Source organism: Leifsonella bigeumensis (assembly GCF_039537265.1).
Taxonomy (GTDB): domain Bacteria; phylum Actinomycetota; class Actinomycetes; order Actinomycetales; family Microbacteriaceae; genus Terrimesophilobacter; species Terrimesophilobacter bigeumensis.
This window is the reverse complement of the sequence record NZ_BAABAE010000004.1, coordinates 131,544-146,539: the sequence shown is the minus strand read 5'-3', so window position 1 is coordinate 146,539 and position 14,996 is coordinate 131,544. Positions and strand designations below refer to the sequence as shown.

Below are 14,996 nucleotides of genomic sequence, written 5' to 3'. Positions count from 1 at the left end.
CCGTTGACCGTCAGATCTCGGTGCGGGAGGTGTCGTTGATACCGCGGGCGCCGCGGATGAGCCCCACGATGAACCCGGCACCCCAACTCACGTGCATGGTGGGCAGCACGACGAGGAACAGCCAGCGGTCGCGCCAGGGCTTCACGGCATCCTGGGTGAGGGCGACCCACAGCACGAGCAGCAGGTAGAGGATGGGCGCGAGATAGACCGCGCTCGCCACGAGGCCCAGCCGACCGTGCAGCACACCGGTCAGCTGCAGGATCCCGATGACCACGCTTGCCGCAAGCGAGAGCACGAGGAGCGGGGGCGCGAAGAACCGCCACGGGTTGCGGCCGCCGTAACGGCGCACGAGCTCTGCTCGCCAGACGCCGGTCGCGAAGAACTGTCTCGCCAGCTTCGGCCAGTTCTCCCGCGGCCAGTAGGTGACCTTGAGTTCCGGGTCGAACCACACCGTGTCCCCACCCCAGCGGATGCGCAGGTTGAGCTCCCAGTCCTCCCCGCGGCGGATCGTCTCGTCGAAGAGCCCCGCCCTCTCGAGCGCCTCGCGCCGGAACACCCCGAGGTACGCGGACTCGGCCGCACCCTCCTTCGCACCGCCGTGGTAGCGGGCGCCGCCCAGCCCGAAAGGACTGTTGTAGGCGCGGGCGACCGCTTTCTGGAACGCGGTCTTCCCCCTCGCGAACATGACCCCGCCCACGTTCGCGGCGCCGGTGCGCCGCAGGGTGGCGACGGCCGCCGCAGTGTAGCCGGGCTCGAGCTCTGAGTGCGCATCCACCCGCACGACGATCGGATTCGCGCTCGCGCGGATGGCGCGGTTCAGGCCGGCCGGGATGTCGGCATCCGGGTTGGGGACGGTGCGGATGCGGGGGTCGGCGGCTGCGAGCGCGGTGACCACTTCGGTGGTCCCGTCGTTCGAGGGGCCGAGGGCGACGACGAGTTCCTTGTCGCCGACGTAGTCCTGGTCGAGCACGGAACGGATGGCGGTTTCGATGTAACCGGCCTCGTTGAGCACGGGCATCACGTAGGAGACCGCGGGGTGCGGATCGTCCTGTTCAGCCATGCGTCAACTATGGCAGACCAGGGCGGGAATCCTGCTGGCTCCCTTCGTGATGCGCCGCGCTCGGGACGGTTGCTTACTTCAACTCGCCGAGCGTCACCGACACCGTGGTGGCCTTGCCGTTGCGCACGTAGGTGACCGTCGCATCCGACCCGGCCTCGGCGGCCCGAACCTGAGCGGTGAGGTCGTTGCTTCCGGTGATCGGAAGCCCGTTGAAGCCGGTGATGATGTCGCCCTTGCGGATGCCTGCCTTCTGCGCGGCGCCGCCATTCGTGACCGACTGGACGCTCGCACCCACGAAGGTCTTCGTCTTGATGGCGCTGTCACCTGTGACATCCATGATCGTGGCGCCGAGCAGACCGTGCGTCGCCGTGCCGTCGTTGATGAGGTCGAAGGCGACGCGCTTGGCCAGGTTCGACGGGATCGCAAAACCCACGCCGATGCTGCCGGACTGGGTGCCCGTGTTCGAGCCGGTGCCGGCGATCGCGACGTTGATGCCGATGACCTTGCCATCCTTGTCGAGCAGTGCGCCACCGGAGTTGCCGGGGTTGATGGCCGCATCCGTCTGCACGACGGGAAGGTAGATGTTCGCCTGCTGCGCGGCCGACGGGACCTGCTGCTCGCCGTCGTTGCCGCCCTGGCCCGGGAACTCCCAGAAGTTGAACGGGCCGCTGCCGCCGTTGCCGTCGGGGTTCTGGCTGTCGCCCTCGTCGGGCGCCGCAGACGAGGAGACCGTGATGCTGCGGTTGAGCGCGCTCACGATGCCGTTCGTCACGGTGTTGGAGAGTCCGAGAGGAGCACCGATCGCCACGGTCAGATCGCCGACGTTGAGCTTGCTCGAGTCGGCGAACTGGAGCGCCGGGAAGGTTCCCTCGACCTTGACGACCGCGAGGTCTGTGATCGGATCGGTGCCGACGAGCTTCGCCGTGTAGAGATGCCCGTCGTAGGTCTCCACGTTGATGTCGGGATGCGCCGACTCTCCGTCGAGCGTGACGACGTGCGTGTTGGTGAGGATGTAGCCGTCCTCCGTGAGAATGACGCCCGAACCCGTTCCCGCCGCGGTATTGCCCCGGACCGAGATGGTGACGACTGACGGACCTGCCTTCGCGGCGATCGCGGTGACGAGCGAGGCATCCGCCGCGTCGTTCACGGTGATGGTCGCGGGCGCCCCGGTTCCGGTGGCCGTGGTGTTCGAGTGGATGCTGGAAGTGACGGCCCACACGGCGACGCCCGCACCGGATACGCCGCCGACGAGCGCGCCCACGGCGAGCGCGGCGACGACACCGAGCGAACCGGACTTCTTCGCGGCGGAAGCGGAGGGTGCAGCGGGAGCCCACTTCTCGTCTGTACTGACCGGAGTGGGGCTGACCGGAGCAGGGCTGACCGGAGCTGTGCTGTTGGGAGCGTGCGATGGGGATGCCGGGGAGATCGGTACCGTCTCGGCCTGTGCAGGATCGATCGGCGCCGTCTCGGCTCGGGTGGGTTCGATCGGAGCGGTGCTCATCGGCGTGGGTTCGTTCTCACCGGGGGTCTGGTTCTCACCGGGGGTCTGGGGGTTCTCAGTCATCGGGTGCTCCTTCCAAGCAGGCTCAGCATCCAACCGCAGCCTGAACATTGTATTTGTCTGCGCTGAGAGCCCGCCGACCAGTCTGCCTGAGTGTGCCGGGCGGGGCCGACGAAGGAGCGATCCAGCGCGGGCCGACCCGGAATCGACGGCGAGTCAGCCGCCGCGAGTCAGCAGCCCGGCCCGGACGGGTTGATGGTGCACTCATCCTCGACCAGGACGGTCTTCGCCCCAGCTGCCGCTTCGGCGACGAGCCGGTTCGCCGGGACCCAGATGACACCGGAGACCGGGATCCACTCGGTCCCGTCCGCATAGCGGTACTCGGGGGCGTACCCGATGGTGAGGTCGATGTAGTAGGTGCCGGGGTTGCGGTAGACGTGGCTCGTCGCGGTTGCATCGAACTCGTGGAGGCCGAGCACCTGCCAGGTCGCCCCGGGGGTTGCGGTGGTGCGGGTCGCGCCGTCGCCATAGGCCCAGCGGTAGCGCACGGGCGTGAACCGCACGGATGCGGGGCGACCGAGCAGCGTCCCCGACTTGACGTGCTGCGTGGCGCGCGCGTAGAAGTTGGTGTCGAGCCCGACGACCATCCAGCGGTTCGGCTGCATGTGATCGGTGCCGGGGTCCGGGCGGAACCTTGCGAGGTCGGAGAGCGTCACCGGCATGGTGACCGTGTAGTCCGGCCGATCGACCGTGAGCGGCGGCATCGTGGGCGCCGGACCGCTCGGACCTGCCGCCCGCGGGTCGGTCGTGCTGGGGATGTCGACCTCGCCCTCGAGGATGACCTCGTCCGGGTCGACCTCAACGGTTACCTCTGGACAACCAGTTGTCTGCGCGGACAGGTCACTGCAAGTTCCCGCGGCCGCCGCAGCGCTGGTCTGGCTAATCGCTATCCAGCCACCGACTGTGATGGCAATGCAAATTACGCTCGCGACCCTCAGCATGGCTGATCTGACCAAAGTTCCTTATGCGAGACAAGCAAATCGTTCATCTTGGTTGCCCAATCAAATGTCACCTCATATAACGAAGTGTCCGGGCGGGTACTCGAAACGATCGACGCTCCCGACTGATCAAATACATCAACCGCAGATACGTTCTCGCATATGTAGACGATGATGATCGACTTGCCATCGGAAGCACCGGCGTCATACTGCTGAAGCTCCTGAACTTCAAAAGTGGTCCCGCCCGAGCTATGCAACCCCCGCTCATTGACCTCCGCAAATGCGTCGGATTCAGTCTGCAATTGATCACCCGTGGCGACGTTTTCGAGTTGGCTTAGATCAGTCGCGCCGCCGATGAAGATCTTGTCGAGCACCTCTCGGTACTTCGCATACGCCTCGGTCGCCGCCGCGAGCGCCTCCTCATCGGAGGCGAAGACGGGTGTCGCATCCGGGTCGGGCTCGGGCGTGATGACGGGTTCGCCGGGTATGCAACCGGCCAACAGCAGGACGGCGGCCAACGCGGCTGCAGTGCGCAGCATCCGAAACCCCATGGGGATCGAGAGTAGAGCACGCAAGTGGCAGCGCGCCAAAGTTATCCACAAGTCGCGCTAGCGTGGCGGTATGACGGTGCATGGTTCCTGGCAGCGAGCGGCGCGCGGAGCTATGCTGCTCGGCGACGACGGCGAGCAGCGGCCCACGATCTTCGCGGAGATGTCCGCCCTCGCGGTCTCGACCGGTGCGATCAACCTCGGGCAGGGCTTCCCCGACGAGGACGGCCCGGCCGAGGTGCTCGAGGCTGCACGGCAGGCCATCAGCGACGGGGTCAACCAGTACCCGCCCGGCCTCGGAATGCCGGTGCTGCGCAACGCGATCGCAGCTCACCAGGAGCGCTTCTACGGGCTGGGCGTCGACCCCGACCGGGAAGTGCTGGTCACCGCGGGGGCGACCGAGGCGCTCGCGGCGACCATCCTCGCGCTCACCGAGGAGGGCGATGAACTCGTCACGCTCGAGCCGTTCTACGACTCCTACGCGGCCATCGCCGGGCTCGCAAGCGTGCGCCACGTCACGGTGCCGCTGCGCGGTAGCGACTTCCAGCCCGACCACGACGAGTTGCGTGCGGCGGTCACCGACCGCACCCGCATCATCCTGATCAACGACCCGCACAACCCGACCGGCAGCATCCTGAGCAGGCAGACGCTCGAACTGATCGTCGAACTCGCGCACGAGCACGACGCGATCATCGTGACCGACGAGGTCTACGAGCACCTCGTATTCGGCGAACGGCATATACCGATCGCGAGCCTGCCCGGTGCGCGTGAACGCACCGTCAGCATCTCGAGCGGCGGCAAGACCTTCAGCACGACCGGCTGGAAGATCGGCTGGATCACCGCGCCGGCAGAGCTCATCCAGGCGATCCTCGCCGTCAAGCAGTTCCTCACCTTCGTCAACGGTGCGCCGTTCCAGCCGGCGATCGCCGTCGGGCTCGGCCTCCCCGACTCCTTCTTCGCGGATGCCGCCGCCACACTCGAGGCGAAATGCGGCCTGCTGTCGGCCGGGCTCGTCGCCGCGGGGTTCACGGTCTCACGCCCGCGAGGCGGCTACTTCGTGATCGCGGATGCCGCCCCGCTCGGCTTCACCGACGCAGACGAAGCCTGTCGCCGGTTGCCCGAACTCGCCGGAGTGGTGGGCATTCCGGTCACCGCCTTCGTGCGGCCGGAGAGGCGGGACGAGTACGGCTCGCTCATCCGGTTCGCCTTTTGCAAGAAGACCGAGGTGCTGGAGCGGGCATCCGCGCAGCTGGCCGACCTGCATCGCTGAGCCGTGAGTCTGCTCTCACTGGCCTCCTGCGCGTCATTTCCTTCGTTGACTCGGGTCATCTTGTGGGTAGTCATGCAGCGGTACCCACAAAATGGCCCGAGTCAACGGGAGAATGGGACCTGGTGGGCTAGGAGCAGACCTCAGGAGCGGTCTAGCGCGGGGTGACGCCGAACCGCCGGAGCGTGAGCGCCGGATTGACGGCGCGCACCTCGGCGATGCGGGCGGCGGAGACCCAGGCGAGGGCGACATCCGTGTTCTCGCCGATCGTGACGAGTTCGATGCCCATGGGGTCGACGATCATGCTGTTACCCGCACCGACGGGCGGCGCCTGGTCGGCCGCGACGAGGTAGACGGTGTTCTCGAGGGCGCGCGCCGTGACGAGGGTGCGCCAGTGGTGCTCCTTGAGCGGACCGCGCACCCACTCGCTCGGAAGCAGGATGAGGTCGGCGCCGGCATCCACGATCCGGCGGGTGACCTCGGGGAAGCGCACGTCGTAGCAGGTCTGCAGGCCGACGGTGAGCCCGCCGAGCGCGAAGGTCTCCGGCTGTTCGACGGGGCCGGCGACGACCCAGTCGGACTCCTTCTGTCCGAACGCGTCGTAGAGGTGCAGTTTGCGGTACTTCGCGACGAGGCTCCCGGAGCCGTCGAATGCGAGGAGTGTGTTCGAGAAACGTTTCGGATCGACGGTCGTCTCGAGCATGCCGGCGACGAGGTGGATGCCCAGCTCGGCGGCGAGCGCGGCGAGCGCGGTGGCGAAGGGCCCGTCGAGCGGTTCGGCGGCGGCGACCGAGCGCTCCCCGAGCTCGGGCACGAAGAAGGAGGAGTATTCGGGGAAGACGACGAGCTTCGCGCCGCGGCCCGCAGCGCGGGTGGCGAGCGAGCGGATGTCCGCGAGGTTCTGGGCGGTGTCGTCGCCCGGCGCGAACTGGGCGACGGCGATCGCGGTGGAGTCGTCGGTCATGACTCAAGCCTAGGAGGTGGGTCACCCTGCGCGGCATCCAGTCTTGTCCCAAATGAAGGCATTTCAGTCTGCCATCGCCGTAGTCACAACGTTGGATCGCGCGCGCGGCACGAAATGCCTTCATTTGGGACGACGGGCGGACGAGTTCAGATCGGGCGACGGCGCTTCCACTGAGTAGAATTGCCGGATGGCGGGCGGCGCAGCGGACAGCGATTCCGCCCTCGCCCGCGCCTCACGCATCCTCACCGCTTTCGATGAGGCCCACCGGCGCCTCACGCTCACCGAACTCTCCGCGCGTTCGGGGCTCGCCGCATCCACCACCCACCGGATGCTCGCCGAGCTCGCGAAGACCGGCCTCGTCGACCGCGCCGCCGACGGGCGCTACACCGTCGGGCGCCGCCTCTGGGAACTCGGCGAGATCAGTCCGATCAGCCTGGAGCTTCGCGAGACCGCGCTCCCCTGGCTCCTCACGCTCTATGAGGCCACGGCCGAGAACGTGCACTTCGCGATCCTCGACGGTTTCGAGGCCCTCTATGTCGCGCGGCTCGTCGGCCCGAACTCGGTGCCCACGATGAGCCGGATGGGCGGACGGCTTCCGCTGCACACGACGGGCGTCGGCAAGGTGCTGCTCGCCTGGCAGGGTCAGGACTATCTCACCGCATACTTCTCCCGCCGCCTCGAACGGCCGACGACGTTCTCCATCACCTCGGAACCACGCCTGCGCACGCAGCTGCGGGAGATCCGCGAGCGCGGCTACAGCGTGACCCACCAGGAGCAGACGCTCGGCAACACCTCGATCGCGGTGCCGGTTCGCAGCCCGGGCAGCAGCGCATCCACCGACACATCATCCACCGACATCGCCGTCGGACATCCGGATGCCGCCCCGCTCGCTGCGGTCGGCGTCGTCACCCACACCGCGAGGGCCGACCCCGCGCGCCTCGTCCCGGTGCTCTCGCGCGCGGCAGCCGGCCTGGCCGACGACCTCGCCGCGCTCATGGCCCGTCACGGCATCAGTGACTTCCACTGAGCGGAAACCACTCGTTGAGTCCGCCCGGCAAAGATGTCACGCTCGCATCGACGCACGAAGGAGCACCCGTGGCCGAACTCTCCAGCCAGCACGAGATCACCGCCGAGATCGACGCGAAGAAAGCCGCCTACCAGGCCGCCCGGGCGAGCGGCGAACCCGTCGACGACCGCACCACCCTCGACTACCCGCCGTATCGAAGCAGCGTATTGCGGCATCCCACCAAGGACCTGCACCACGTCGACCCGGAGACGATCGAACTCGTCTCCCCCGCCTTCGGCCACACGGATGTCGCCGACATCGAAGCCGACCTCACCCTCCAGCACTCCGGCGAGCCGCTCGGTGAGCGCATCCTCGTGACCGGGCGCGTGCTCGACGGCGAGGGTCGTCCCGTGCGCAACCAACTCGTCGAGGTGTGGCAGGCGAACTCGGCCGGGCGGTACATCCACAAGCGGGACCAGCATCCGGCGCCCATCGACCCCAACTTCACCGGAACCGGCCGCACGATCACGGGCGACGACGGCTCGTACCGGTTCGTCACGATCAAACCGGGCGCCTACCCCTGGAAGAACCATACGAACGCCTGGCGACCAGCCCACATCCACTTCTCGCTCTTCGGCAACGCCTTCACCCAGCGCATCGTCACGCAGATGTACTTCCCCAGCGACCCGCTGTTCCCGCTCGACCCGATCTACAACTCGATCGTCGACGACGACGCCCGCGCGCGGCTCGTCGCGAACTACGACCACGAGCTCACTTCCCCCGAGTGGTCGCTCGGCTACCGCTGGGACATCGTGCTCACCGGGCCGCAGCGAACCTGGACCGAGCCGGAAGGCGGCGACGAATGAACCGGAAACCGCCGCCGACCCCCGGCCAGACCGTCGGCCCGTTCTTCGGCTACGCCCTGCCCTACGAGGGCGGCGGGGAGCTCGTCCCCGCTCACCACCCGGGCGCCGTGCGCCTCAGCGGCACCGTCTTCGACGGCGCGGGCACACCGATCCCGGATGCGCTCGTCGAACTGTGGCAACCGGATGAGCGCGGCGAGATCCCCCGCACCCGCGGCTCGCTGACGCGCGACGGACACACCTTCACCGGGTTCGGGCGCTCGGCGACGACCCGTGACGGCCGGTACTCGTTCACGACGGTCGAGCCGGGCGTGCTCGCCGGTTCGGCATCCGCCCCGTTCTTCGCCTGTCTCGTCTTCGCCCGCGGACTCACCGACAAGCTGCACTCGCGCATCTACCTGCCCGGCTTCGACGAGCTCGCCGCGAAAGACCCCCTCCTCTCCTCGCTCCTCACCGAGCAACGGGCTACCCTGATGGCAACCCGTCAGCCCGACGGGTCGCTGCATCACGACTTCCACCTGCAGGGGGACGAGGAGACGGTTTTCCTTGACTTCGGATGAGCAGGCTTCGGATGACCTCCCCGCCTCGGCGGATGTCGGCCTCCTGTCGCCCGCCTGGGCAGGCACACCGGTCGCCGACGAGACAGGCGATCCCGCGGTGCTGCGCGCGATGCTGGATGCCGAAGTCGCCCTCGCGGAGGCCGGAGCCGCCGTCGGCGCGGTTCCGGATGCTGCGGCACAGGTCATCCGCGAGGTGGCCGCCACGGCGCGGTTCGACCTCGTCGCCCTCGCGGCCGGCTCGCGCGCAGGAGGCAACCCGGTCATCCCGCTCGTCGCCGAGCTGAGGCGCGCGGTCACCGCGGCCGACCCCCGCGCCGCCCGGTTCGTTCACCTCGGGGCGACGAGCCAGGACATCCTCGACAGCGCGCTCATGCTCGTCGCCCGGCGCGCCATCCGGCTCGTCACAGGCGATCTCGACGCGACGGTCGCAGCCCTGGCCGCACTCGCCGAGAAGCACCGAGGAACGCCCATGGCGGGGCGCAGTCTCACCCAGCACAGTGTCCCGATCACCTTCGGGCTCAAGGCGGCCGGCTGGCTCATGGGGGTGTCGGATGCGCGCGGCTTCCTCGCCGCGGTCGCGGAGGCGCTGCCCGCGCAGCTCGGCGGCGCCTCCGGAACGCTGGCGTCGTTCGAGGAGCTCGCCCCCGGTCACGCCGTCGAACTCGCCGAAGTCTATGCGGCGCGACTCGGCCTGTCGTCGCCGCCGTTGCCGTGGCACACAGTGCGTACCCCCGTCGTGCGGCTCGCGGATGCCCTGGCCGGCTCGGCGGGCGCGCTCGGCAGGATCGGCGTCGACGTCGCGCTGCTCTCGCGCACCGAGATCTCCGAACTGCACGAGCCGACCGGCGGCGGCTCCAGCAGCATGCCCCAGAAGCAGAACCCCGCGCGCAGTGTGCTCATCCACGCGGCGACCCGCACTGCCCCCGGCCTCGCTGCCGAGCTGCACCGCAGCGCGATCGCGGTCGATGAGAGGCCGGACGGCGCCTGGCATGCCGAGTGGCAGAACCTGCGCGAACTCCTCCGCTGTGTCGGCGGTGCAGCCTCGCTCGCCGCCGAGCTCACGGGAGGTCTGCGGATCGACCCGGAGCGGATGCGCGCCAATCTCGCCATGACCGGCCCGCTCATCGTGAGCGAACGCGTCAGCCTCGCCGTCGGCCCCGTCCTCGGAGCCGACACGGTCCGGAAGCTCATCGCCGAGTCCGCCGGCGACCCGGACGGGCTCGGCGGGCGTCTGCAGGCCGCACTGCCCGACTGGAACGCGGAGCGCATCCGGGAGCTGCTCGACCCCCTCGCCTACCTCGGCGCGAGCGACGCGCTCATCGACCGCGCGCTCGCGCACGTCCGGGCGACCGGGAGCACAGGACTGTGAGCCCGGTACTGTGAGCATCCCCGCTCTCACCGCCGTGCACAGCGGCTCGGACGCCGCTCCCCTGCTCGTGCTCGGGCCATCCCTCGGCACCGCTGAGCCGCTCTGGGACGACGCCATCGAGCTGCTCGCGCCACACTTCTCGATCCTCAGCTGGGACCTGCCCGGTCACGGTCTCTCCCGGCCTGCCACAGAGCCGTTCACGCTCGCCGACCTCGCCGATGGGGTGCTGCGGCTCGCCGACGAACACGGTGCCGGGGAGCGAGGCGACCGTCGTTTCGGCTATGCCGGCGTCTCCCTGGGCGGCGCGGTCGGTGTCGAGCTCGCGCTGCGGCATCCGGATCGGGTCAGCGCGCTCTCGACCATCTGCTCGGTCCCGAAGTTCGGCGAGCCATCGGCATGGCTGGATCGGGCGGCACTCGTGCGCGCGCAGTCGACGGCCGCGCTTGTCGTCCCCTCGGCGGGCCGGTGGTTCGGGCCGGACTTCATCGCCGCGAACCCGCGCATCTCGAGCGCGCTTCTGCACGTGCTGAGCGACGCCGACGACGAGAGCTATGCGCTGTGCTGCGAGGTGCTGGCCGAGTACGACGCCCGTCCACGGCTCGGCGAACTCCGGATGCCGTTCCTCGCGCTCTCGGGTCAATACGACACGGTCGCGACCCCGGATGCCGTGGCCGAGTTCGCCGCAGCGGTCCCGGGCGGTCGCGCGACTGAGATCGCGGATGCCGGGCACCTTGCCCCGGCCGAGCAGCCGGAGCACGTGGCGACCCGGCTCATCGAGCATTTCCTGGCAGGCACATCATAGAAGGCAGTTCACAACGGGAGGCAACACGTGACACACGACGCCCTGAATGACGACATCAGGCGGGAGCAGGGGATGCGGGTGCGCCGTGAGGTGCTCGGCGACGCGCATGTCGACGCCGCCAACGCTCGCATGGACGACTTCACCGCCGACTTCCAGGACTTCATCACCCGCACCGCGTGGGGGGACGTGTGGTCGCGGCCGGGGCTGGACCGCCGCATCCGGAGCGCGATCACGATCACCGCGCTCATCGCACACGGGCACTTCGACGAGCTGGGCATGCACATCCGGGCCGCGATCACGAACGGCCTGAGTCGCGACGAGATCAAGGAGATCATCCTGCAGAGCGGAATCTATTGCGGGGTGCCGGCAGCGAACTCCGCGTTCCGCGTCGCGCAGGAGGTGCTCGCCGAAGGTCAGTGAGGCATCAACGCTGACGCGTGAGCATCGGCAGGCCGGTGTAAACCTCGGCGAGGTGCGACATGGCGCGCTCCGAGGAGGTCAGCAGGCGCAATTGGCCGAGCTGCACGTGGTAGTCGTAGTCCACGTTCTCCGGATGCCCGCCCTCGGCCGACTCGTCGAACCGGTGCAGCATCCTCGTCATCCAGCTCGAGAAGTGCTGAATCTGCCAGACGCGACGCAGCGACCGCGGCGAGTACTCGTCGAGCCCGGTCTCGCTGCCATCGCGATACCAGTCGGTGAGCGCCTCGTGGAGATAGGCGGCGTCCGCGATCGCGAGGTTCAGTCCCTTCGCACCGGTCGGCGGCACGATGTGTGCGGAGTCGCCGGCGAGGAACAGCCGACCGTAGCGCATCGGGTCGCTCACGAAGCTGTGCATGGGGGTGATGCTCTTGTCGAAGATCTCGCCGTGGTGCAGTGTCCAGCCCGGGATGCCGAGCCGGGTGTCGAGTTCGGACCAGATGCGCTCATCCGACCAGTTCGCGATGTCATCGTGCGGGTCGACCTGCAAGTAAAGACGGGAGACCTTCTCCGAGCGCATGCTGTGCATGGCGAAGCCGCGCTCGTGGAGCGAGTAGATGAGCTCCTCGGTCGAGGGACGGACATGGGCGAGGATCCCGAGCCAGCCGAAGGGGTAGTCGCGCCGGTAGGTCTTCTTGTGCTCGGCGGGAATGGTCGGCCGGCAGACCCCGTGCGCGCCGTCCGAGCCGACGACGAAGTCGCCCCGCAGTTCGTAGTCCTGCCCGTCCTGGGTGAAGTACACGACGGGCGTGTCGCTCAAGATGTCCTCGACCCGGACATCCGAGACGCTGTAGCGCGCCGGGGTGCCTGCCGCATCGTGGGCCTGCATGAGGTCCTTGATGACCTCCTGCTGCCCGTACACCCAGACGGATCGGCCGATGAGGTCGTGGAACGACACGTTGTGGCGCTCCCCGTCGAACTGGAGGTTGATCCCGTGGTGCTCCTGGCCTTCGCGGTCGAGCCGCTCGCCGAGTCCCACCTCGCGTAGCAGTTCGACGGCGCCGTGCTCGAGCACGCCGGCGCGCACCCGCTGGATCGTGTAGTCACGGTCGCGGAGTTCGAGGACTACGCTGTCGATGCCGGAGAGCCGAAGAAGGTGCGAAAGCAGTTGCCCCGCCGGGCCGCCGCCGACAATGGCCACCTGAGTGGTGAGTTTCGTTGTGGTGGGCACGCGGTCGTCCTCTCGCTCCATTGCCGGGTCGTAGCCCCAATGATACGCTCATCATAAGAACACTCGTTCACTGAGCGCACAATGCGCTCCTCGCACACCATGACACGGGGGTCGGATGTCCGCCAGTTTCGTCTACGACGCGATCCGCACGCCCTTCGGTCGACTCGGCAAGGCACTCGCCGGAGTGCGTCCGGACGACCTCGCCGCCACCGTGCTCGCGCAGATCCTCGAACGCAACCCCTCCCTCGACCCGGCGAGCGTCGACGACATCATCCTCGGCGACGCCAACGGAGCGGGCGAGGACAACCGCAACGTCGCTCGGATGGCGGCCATCCTCGCCGGGTTCCCCACCTCGGTGCCCGGCGCCACGACGAACCGCCTGTGCGGCTCCGGCGTCGAGGCGATCATCCAGGCGAGTCGGGCGATCGAGACCGGAGACGCGAACCTCATGCTCGCCGGCGGCGTCGAGTCGATGAGCCGTGCCCCCTGGGTCGTACTCAAGCCGGCGAAGCCGTACCCGGCCGGCCACGAGACCATGTACTCCACGACGCTCGGCTGGCGCATGGTCAACCCGCGGATGCCCGGCCAGTGGAGCATCCCGCTCGGCGAGACCGCCGAGATCCTCGCCGACCGCTACGACATCACCCGCGAGGAGCAGGATGCCTTCGCGCTGCGCAGCCACCGCCTCGCCGCCGCTGCATGGGACGCCGGAGTCTACGACCACGAAGTCGTCGCGGTACCGGGGGTCGACCTCGTACGCGACGAGGGCATCCGCGCCGACAGCTCCCTCGAAGCGCTCGCCGCGCTGAAGCCGGCCTTCCGCGAGACCGGCTCGGTCACCGCCGGCAACTCCTCCCCCCTCAACGACGGCGCCGGCGCCCTCGTGATCGGCGCGGAGAACGCGCTCGACACCGAACCGCTCGCGCGCATCGTCTCCCGCGGGGTGCACGCCGTCGACCCCGACATCTTCGGCATCGCGCCCGTCGAGGCCGCCAACAAAGCCCTCGCCCGCGCCGGGAAGACCTGGGCGGATGTCGACGTCGTCGAGCTCAACGAGGCTTTCGCCTCGCAGAGCCTCGCCTGTCTGAAGCTCTGGCCCGAGCTCGATCCGGAGAAGGTCAACATCCACGGCGGCGCGATCGCCATCGGACATCCGCTCGGCGCATCCGGAGCGCGTATCGTCGGCCACGTCGCGCATGAGCTCGCCCGCCGCGGTGGCGGCGTCGGCGTCGCCGCGATCTGCATCGGCGTGGGGCAGGGGCTCGCGATTGTGCTCGAACGGTGAGCGAGCCACGGCAACGCATCGCTCGGGAGCATGGAGGATAGTGGGATGACCGAATCCACCGGCCGTTCACCCGACCCGAGCGGGCAGTACGTCCAGTCGCTCGCGCGTGGCCTCGCCGTCATCCGAAGCTTCGACGCCGACCACCCCGAGATGACCCTGAGCGACATCGCCCGGCGCACCGAGCTCACGCGCGCGACGAGCCGGCGCTTCCTGCTCACGCTCCTCGAGCTCGGCTACGTCAAGACGGACGGGCGGATGTTCTCGCTCACCGCACGCGTGCTGGAGCTGGGCTTCAGCTACCTCTCCGCCCTCACCCTGCCGGAGATCGCCCAGCCGCACCTCGAGCAGCTCGCGGCGAGCATCCACGAGTCCACCTCGGCCTCCGTCCTCGACGGCCCCGACATCGTCTATGTCGCCCGCGTTCCCACCCGACGGATCATGTCGGTGCGCATCAACATCGGGACACGGTTCCCCGCCTACGCGACCTCGATGGGGCGCGTGCTGCTCTCCTCTCTCACGCCCGACGACCTTGCCCGGCAACTCGACGGGATCGACTTCGAGGGACTCACCTCGCACACCATCCGCACGCGTGACGCCCTCGTCGCAGAGTTGGACCGCGTTCGCGAGCAGGGCTGGGCCATGGTCGACCAGGAGCTCGAGAACGGCCTGCGGTCGATTGCCGCGCCGATCTTCCATGGTCGCGAGACCATCGCCGCCATCAACGTCTCGACGACGGCCAACAGTCACACGATCGAGTCCATCGAGGAGAACCTCCTGCCGCAGCTGCGGCTCGCCGCCGAGCGGATCAGCGAGGACCTCACGGCTTCACGCCCGTTCTCGAAGCCATCCAGCCACGGACTGAGCCCCACCAGCCACCCCCTCTGACGTCGGCGCGTCCCGGTAGTGGGGCTCCGCCTCAGAGGCGATCTCGCCTTCCTGCGGTTGTCCGCATCCATCGCCCCAGGCTCCCGCCGAACGGAAGCCTCGGGCTGTGTCGTGCCTTCGCGCCGGGGATCTGTACTCCGCAGGCGCCTGCGCGATCCGAGCCGCTTGACGAACAGCGCAGAAAGATTGTATTGTCTTGAGAACACTCGTTCGCATCCCGAACAAGTCTGCATCTGGTGA

The 14,996-nt window shown here is 68.6% G+C and carries 15 protein-coding genes; 9 read left to right on the top strand and 6 right to left on the bottom strand.

The features are described 5' to 3' along the window. Positions 1–10: 10 nt before the first annotated feature. The 4 genes from ABD678_RS13085 to ABD678_RS13070 all read right to left on the bottom strand — a co-directional run bounded on the left by ABD678_RS13085 (position 11) and on the right by ABD678_RS13070 (position 4,098). Positions 11–1,060 carry a glycosyltransferase family 2 protein gene (locus ABD678_RS13085; RefSeq protein ID WP_344757488.1) on the bottom strand — a complete coding sequence of 350 codons (1,050 nt, stop codon included), beginning with the start codon at positions 1,058–1,060 and terminating at the stop codon, positions 11–13. 73 nt (positions 1,061–1,133) lie between these two features. Further along, entirely contained in the window at positions 1,134–2,624 is a 1,491-nt protein-coding gene (locus tag ABD678_RS13080) for a S1C family serine protease (RefSeq protein WP_344757486.1), read from the bottom strand. 167 nt (positions 2,625–2,791) lie between these two features. After that, a complete protein-coding gene (locus ABD678_RS13075) occupies positions 2,792–3,325 on the bottom strand; it encodes a PKD domain-containing protein (RefSeq protein ID WP_344757484.1) in 534 nt (177 codons plus the stop codon). 230 nt (positions 3,326–3,555) lie between these two features. Continuing rightward, positions 3,556–4,098 (bottom strand): hypothetical protein, encoded by a 543-nt coding sequence (locus tag ABD678_RS13070; protein ID WP_344757482.1) that lies wholly within the window; start codon positions 4,096–4,098, stop codon positions 3,556–3,558. An 82-nt stretch (positions 4,099–4,180) separates the two neighbouring features. Between ABD678_RS13070 and ABD678_RS13065 the strand changes: the two genes are divergently transcribed. Continuing rightward, complete coding sequence (locus ABD678_RS13065) at positions 4,181–5,377, top strand: aminotransferase class I/II-fold pyridoxal phosphate-dependent enzyme (protein WP_344757480.1); 1,197 nt, start codon at positions 4,181–4,183, stop codon at positions 5,375–5,377. Between the two features lie 151 nt (positions 5,378–5,528). Here ABD678_RS13065 and ABD678_RS13060 read toward each other — a convergent pair whose 3' ends face one another. Beyond that, the gene (locus tag ABD678_RS13060; RefSeq protein WP_344757478.1) at positions 5,529–6,338 is read right to left on the bottom strand and encodes a carbon-nitrogen hydrolase family protein; all 810 of its coding nucleotides are present in this window, start codon (positions 6,336–6,338) and stop codon (positions 5,529–5,531) included. Positions 6,339–6,525: 187 nt separating this feature from the next. Here ABD678_RS13060 and ABD678_RS13055 point away from each other — a divergent pair, with 187 nt between their 5' ends. From ABD678_RS13055 to pcaC, 6 genes are all read left to right on the top strand, one after another. Further along, complete coding sequence (locus ABD678_RS13055; RefSeq protein WP_344757476.1) at positions 6,526–7,365, top strand: IclR family transcriptional regulator; 840 nt, start codon at positions 6,526–6,528, stop codon at positions 7,363–7,365. A 68-nt stretch (positions 7,366–7,433) separates the two neighbouring features. Then, positions 7,434–8,210 carry a protocatechuate 3,4-dioxygenase subunit beta gene (gene pcaH / locus ABD678_RS13050; protein ID WP_344757475.1) on the top strand — a complete coding sequence of 259 codons (777 nt, stop codon included), beginning with the start codon at positions 7,434–7,436 and terminating at the stop codon, positions 8,208–8,210. Beyond that, a complete protein-coding gene (pcaG, locus tag ABD678_RS13045) occupies positions 8,207–8,767 on the top strand; it encodes a protocatechuate 3,4-dioxygenase subunit alpha (RefSeq protein ID WP_344757473.1) in 561 nt (186 codons plus the stop codon). The genes pcaH and pcaG overlap by 4 nt, the downstream gene beginning before the upstream one ends. Next, positions 8,754–10,136, top strand: coding sequence for a 3-carboxy-cis,cis-muconate cycloisomerase (gene pcaB / locus ABD678_RS13040; protein ID WP_344757471.1), 1,383 nt, complete (start codon positions 8,754–8,756; stop codon positions 10,134–10,136). Before pcaG ends, pcaB begins: the two co-directional genes overlap by 14 nt. Before the next feature lie 10 nt (positions 10,137–10,146). Beyond that, entirely contained in the window at positions 10,147–10,938 is a 792-nt protein-coding gene (locus ABD678_RS13035; protein ID WP_344757469.1) for an alpha/beta fold hydrolase, read from the top strand. Between the two features lie 27 nt (positions 10,939–10,965). Then, entirely contained in the window at positions 10,966–11,358 is a 393-nt protein-coding gene (pcaC, locus tag ABD678_RS13030) for a 4-carboxymuconolactone decarboxylase (RefSeq protein WP_344757467.1), read from the top strand. Positions 11,359–11,362: 4 nt separating this feature from the next. On the opposite strand, the gene ABD678_RS13025 is transcribed toward pcaC, so the two are convergent. Continuing rightward, positions 11,363–12,586 (bottom strand): 4-hydroxybenzoate 3-monooxygenase, encoded by a 1,224-nt coding sequence (locus ABD678_RS13025; protein WP_344757465.1) that lies wholly within the window; start codon positions 12,584–12,586, stop codon positions 11,363–11,365. A 115-nt stretch (positions 12,587–12,701) separates the two neighbouring features. Between ABD678_RS13025 and ABD678_RS13020 the strand changes: the two genes are divergently transcribed. Together ABD678_RS13020 and ABD678_RS13015 are read left to right on the top strand one after the other, a co-directional pair. Continuing rightward, complete coding sequence (locus ABD678_RS13020) at positions 12,702–13,871, top strand: thiolase family protein (RefSeq protein WP_344757463.1); 1,170 nt, start codon at positions 12,702–12,704, stop codon at positions 13,869–13,871. Between the two features lie 45 nt (positions 13,872–13,916). Continuing rightward, positions 13,917–14,756, top strand: coding sequence for an IclR family transcriptional regulator domain-containing protein (locus ABD678_RS13015; protein ID WP_344757461.1), 840 nt, complete (start codon positions 13,917–13,919; stop codon positions 14,754–14,756). The last annotated feature ends 240 nt before the right edge of the window (positions 14,757–14,996 follow it).

Coding starts and splice junctions, on each gene's coding strand:
- pcaG (WP_344757473.1), top strand. CDS start 8,207: ATGAACCGGAAACCGCCGCCGACCCCCGGCCAGACCGTCGGCCCGTTC.
- ABD678_RS13085 (WP_344757488.1), bottom strand. CDS start 1,060: ATGGCTGAACAGGACGATCCGCACCCCGCGGTCTCCTACGTGATGCCC.
- ABD678_RS13060 (WP_344757478.1), bottom strand. CDS start 6,338: ATGACCGACGACTCCACCGCGATCGCCGTCGCCCAGTTCGCGCCGGGC.
- ABD678_RS13015 (WP_344757461.1), top strand. CDS start 13,917: ATGACCGAATCCACCGGCCGTTCACCCGACCCGAGCGGGCAGTACGTC.
- ABD678_RS13070 (WP_344757482.1), bottom strand. CDS start 4,098: ATGCTGCGCACTGCAGCCGCGTTGGCCGCCGTCCTGCTGTTGGCCGGT.
- ABD678_RS13075 (WP_344757484.1), bottom strand. CDS start 3,325: ATGCCGCCGCTCACGGTCGATCGGCCGGACTACACGGTCACCATGCCG.
- ABD678_RS13065 (WP_344757480.1), top strand. CDS start 4,181: ATGACGGTGCATGGTTCCTGGCAGCGAGCGGCGCGCGGAGCTATGCTG.
- ABD678_RS13055 (WP_344757476.1), top strand. CDS start 6,526: ATGGCGGGCGGCGCAGCGGACAGCGATTCCGCCCTCGCCCGCGCCTCA.
- ABD678_RS13080 (WP_344757486.1), bottom strand. CDS start 2,624: ATGACTGAGAACCCCCAGACCCCCGGTGAGAACCAGACCCCCGGTGAG.
- ABD678_RS13020 (WP_344757463.1), top strand. CDS start 12,702: ATGTCCGCCAGTTTCGTCTACGACGCGATCCGCACGCCCTTCGGTCGA.